The sequence below is a fragment of the Actinomadura sp. WAC 06369 genome, assembly GCF_003947565.1.
Classification (GTDB): Bacteria; Actinomycetota; Actinomycetes; order Streptosporangiales; family Streptosporangiaceae; genus Spirillospora; species Spirillospora rifamycini.
In genome coordinates this window covers 1-4330 of sequence record NZ_QHJN01000312.1, presented here as the reverse complement: position 1 = coordinate 4330, position 4330 = coordinate 1, and the positions used below count along the sequence as shown (strand labels likewise).

The following is a 4330-nucleotide window of genomic DNA, read 5'->3' as shown; positions in this document are numbered from 1 at the left end:
CGCCCGGCCCGTGCGCCCCGCCCGGCATCGTCGCGGCCGAACCGAGGGACGCGCCGGACCCCGGCGGGTCCGGCGGCGGCTCGTCCGGGGGCGCCATACCGCAGACGTCGCAGAAGCCGTCCTCGTCCACGACGCCCGCGCAGCCGGGCTGGGCGCACCGGATCATCGGGCGGCCTCACCCGCCCGGACCGTCCGCTGGTACTCCGCCAGCAGCGCCGTCGCCCGGCGCAGATCGCACGGCGCCGTCCACAGCACGTCCCGCGCCTCCTCGTACAGGGCGCTCAACCGCTCGTCCTCCGCCAGCCCCAGCCGCGCCGCCTTCGCCCGGTACGCGTCGAGCCGCCCCCGCAGCTCCGCCCGCCGGTCCAGCAGGCCCGTGCTCAACCGCAGATCGCTGCGCGCCCGCTCCAGCGCGTCCTCCGCCGTCCGCTCCAGCTCCGCCACCCGCCCCGCCAGCTCCACCCAGCGGCCCGCCTCCCGCAGCCGCTCCAGCGCGGCCAGCCGGTCCCGCAGCCCCGCCGCCAGGCCCCGCGCCGGCTCCGGCACCGTCGACGACCCGATCTTCACCCGCACCGTCGCGTACGCCTCGGCCGCCTCCGCCTCGACGCCCGCGACCTCCTCGACCGACTCCGCCAGCCGCGCCGCCACCCCCGCGTAGCCGTCCCGCATCCGCGTCACGCCCGCCAGCTCGTCGCCCAGCGCCCGCAGCGTCCCGCACAGCCGGTCGAGCCGCGACGTGTCCGCGCGTCCGTCCCGCACCAGCGACAGCGGATCGGTGCGCACCACCCGGCCCAGCGCCGTCAGCTCCCGGCCCAGCCGGTCGAGCTCCGGATGCCGCGTGCCGTCCAGCGCGTGCGCCAGCTTCGCCGCGTCCCGCCACTGCGCCTCCGCCTCCTCCAGCGGCAGCAGCAGCGCCGACCACGCCGCGTCCGCCGCCGCGACCTCCCGCGCCACGAACTCGAACGCCTCCGACATCAGCGCCACCGCCTCGTCCAGCGGGACGCTCCGCTCCCGCGGCCCCAGCAGCGTCCGGTCCGCCAGCGGCACCTCGCCGTCCGGCAGCGGCACCGACGCCCCCGACAGCAGCCCCGACAGCTCCGCCAGCGTCGCCACGTCCGGGCGGGACGACCGGTCGCGCAGCCCCGACGCCTCGTCCAGCACCCCCCGGTACGCCTCGAACAGCCGCCACAGCAGCTCCAGCCGCGCCCGCGCCGCCTCCCAGCGCCGGAACGTCTCCCCCATCAGGCGGGCGCCCTTCAGCAGCCGCAGCCCCTCGTGCCCCTCCAGCTCCACCAGCGACACCGAGATGCGGTCGCGTTCCGCTTCGAGCCCGCGCAGGGCATGGTCGACCCCCTCCCGGCTCATGGGCGCGGCGGCCCCGGCCCCGCTCTCGTCCACGTCAGCCCCGCGTCTTCTCTAGGTCCCCGTGGGGGCGCGTCGCCCGACCGTGCGTCTGGGAGCACGGATCGCACCAGGATCGGGCAGACACTCCCCATCAAGTGTGATCCGTGACACTAGGCGAGACAAGCTTCTTTCTCCACAGGCACCCTCCCCGCCGCCCCACGGCTTCCGGCGTTCGAAAGCCGTGGCCGTACTCTTTCCACCGGGAACGTCATGGCGCAAGATGGCGTTACCCAGATGAGCCTCAGCTGAAAGGAGCAGTGAGTCCGCAGTGTCGGACCCCAGTCATAGACCCGGTGCATCGTGGTAACCGCTGTACTGGGTGTGCTCGCGGTGATCGTCCTCACCGCCGCCACCGGCTATTTCGTCGCACAGGAATTCGCCTTCGTCGCCGCCGACCGCGCGGCGCTCGAGCAGGCCGCCGCACGCGGCGACACCTCCGCCAAACGGGCCGTGAAGGTCATCGGCCGCGTGTCGTTCATGCTCTCCGGCGCCCAGCTGGGCATCACGATGACGACCCTCGTGGTCGGCTTCATCGCCAAACCCGCCCTCGCCGAACTGATCGAACCGCTCCTCGCCGTCACCGGAATCCCCGAAGGCGCCACCGGAGCGATCGCCCTCGCCACCGGATTCGTCCTCGCGACGCTCATCCAGATGCTCCTCGGCGAACTGTTCCCGAAGAACCTCGCGCTCGCCCGCGCCGAATCCCTGGCGCGCGCTCTCGCCGCGTCCACCCTCGTCTACCTGACGGTCTTCGGGCCGCTGATCCGGCTGTTCGACCGTTCCGCCGAACGGCTCCTCCGCGCCGTCGGCGTCGAACCCGTCGAAGAACTCCACAGCGGCGCGACCCTCGAGGAACTCGGCGACATCATCGGCAAGTCGCACAGCTCCGGGCACCTGCCCGCCGACCTGTCCGGCCTGCTCGAACGCGCCCTCTCCTTCGGCGACCGCACCGCCGACGAGGTCATGGTCCCCCGCCCCCAGGTCCGCTCCATGCCCGCCGACGCCACCGCCGGCGACCTCATCGCCCTCATCCGCGACACCGGGCACAGCACCTACCCCGTCTACGGCACCGAGGTCGACGACATCGTCGGCGTCGCGGGCGCCCGCGAAGTCGCCGACGACTCCCTCGACCCCGCGACGCCCCTCGCCCGCATCGCCCGTCCCGCCCTGCTCGTCCCCGGCAGCCAGCCGCTGTACGGCGTCATCGAGCAGATGCGCGAGACCGGCGAGGAGTTCGCGTGCGTCGTCGACGAGTACGGCGGCCTCGCCGGCATCCTCACCTTCGAGGACGTCGCCGAAGAACTCGTCGGCGAGATCGCCGACGAGACCGACGCCCACGAGGACGCCCCCACGTCCGCGCCCGACGGCTCCTGGCTCGTCGACGCCGGCCTGCGCGTCGACGAGGTCTCCCGGCTCATCGGCCTCCCCCTCCCCGAAGGCGACTCCTACGACACCCTCGGCGGGCTCGTCATGGCCGAACTGCGCCGCCTCCCCGCCCCCGGCGACCGCCTCACCCTCGACCTCGGCCTGCCCGTGTCGCCCCGCGCCCCCGGCGGCCGCGTCGAACTCGAAGTCGTCTCGATCGCGCGGCGGGTCGCGCAGAAAGTGAAGATCAGCGTGGCGGGTGACGAGGCCGCCGCCGACGCCGCGGACGCGGACGCGGACCGTCCGGAGGCGGCCCGCCGGGAGGCCGTCGACCAGGAGGCCGCATGGACCCGCTGACCACCCTCCTGATCACCGTCCTGCTCCTCGCCGGCAACGGCTTCTTCGTCGCCGCCGAGTTCGCGCTCGTCGCCGCCGGCCGCCCCCAGCTCGAACGGGCCGCCGCGTCCGGCAGCCGCCCCGCCGTCGCCGCCCTCGCGGGCGTCCGCGAACTGTCCCTGATGCTCGCCGGCGCCCAGTTCGGCATCACGATGTGCTCGCTCGGCCTCGCCATCGTCACCGAACCCGCCTTCGAGCACTTCCTCGAACCGCCCCTGCACGCCCTCGGCGTGCCCGAAGCCGGCTCGAAGGCGATCGCCCTCGCGTGCGCCCTCGCCGTCGTCACGTTCCTGCACATGGTCATCGGCGAGATGGCCCCCAAGTCCTGGGCGATCACCCACCCCGAGCGGGCCGCGCTCCTCCTCGCGCTCCCGTTCCGCGCGTTCGCGAAGGTCTCCCGTCCCGTCCTGGCCTCGCTCAACGCGACGACGAACGCCCTGCTGCGCCTCTTCCGCGTCACACCGAAGGACGAACTCGACGAGCACACCGACCCCGCCCGGCTCAGCCACCTCCTCGGCGAATCCCGACGCCTCGGACTCATCGGCCGGCACGACCACGAACTCCTGCGCCGCGCCATCTCCGCGCGCGAAGTCACCGTGGGCCGCCTCGTCGTCCCCGCGACCGCCGTCACCACGATCGCCCAGGACGCGACCGCCGCGCAGATCCGGCGCGTCGCCACCGCGAGCGGACACAGCCGCCTCCTCGTCCGCGGGCCCGACGTCCTCGGCATCGTGCACGTCCGAGCGGCGATCACCGAACCGAACGGCGACCGCCGCGCCGCCGACCTCGCACACCCCGCGCCCGTCCTCACCGCCGAGACCACCGTCCTCGACGCCGTCAGCCGCCTCCGCCGCACCCGCGCGCCGCTCGCCGTCGTCCACGACGCCGAAGGCGAGTTCACGGGCATCGTCACCCTCGACGACCTGCTCGCCGAACTCCTCGCGACCAACCCGCACTGACCCGTCCGCCCGTGAAGATCATCACGCGCCCGCACTTTCGGCGGATGTGAGACGTTAGACAGGAGCAGAAGAGGAGAGAAACGGCCGCGAGGTCGATCGGGACGGGGATGGCGTCGGTGAACAAGTCAACGAGCGGACCGGGGGACGAGTCCGTCCCCACGTACGTCCCCGAGTCCGAGATCCCCACGGCCGTCCTCCCCCTCCCC

Annotated in this window: 3 protein-coding genes; 2 read left to right on the top strand and 1 reads right to left on the bottom strand. The window is 73.9% G+C overall.

From position 1 onward, the window contains the following. Positions 1-162: 162 nt before the first annotated feature. A complete protein-coding gene (locus DMH08_RS38755; protein ID WP_233618068.1) occupies positions 163-1398 on the bottom strand; it encodes a hypothetical protein in 1236 nt (411 codons plus the stop codon). A 306-nt stretch (positions 1399-1704) separates the two neighbouring features. Here DMH08_RS38755 and DMH08_RS38750 point away from each other — a divergent pair, with 306 nt between their 5' ends. Next, positions 1705-3126 (top strand): hemolysin family protein, encoded by a 1422-nt coding sequence (locus DMH08_RS38750; protein WP_125621219.1) that lies wholly within the window; start codon positions 1705-1707, stop codon positions 3124-3126. Continuing rightward, positions 3114-4124, top strand: coding sequence for a hemolysin family protein (locus tag DMH08_RS38745; RefSeq protein ID WP_125621217.1), 1011 nt, complete (start codon positions 3114-3116; stop codon positions 4122-4124). The genes DMH08_RS38750 and DMH08_RS38745 overlap by 13 nt, the downstream gene beginning before the upstream one ends. The last annotated feature ends 206 nt before the right edge of the window (positions 4125-4330 follow it).

Excerpts from the sequence above, each read along its gene's own strand:
- DMH08_RS38745 (WP_125621217.1), top strand. The coding sequence starts at position 3,114 with ATGGACCCGCTGACCACCCTCCTGATCACCGTCCTGCTCCTCGCCGGC.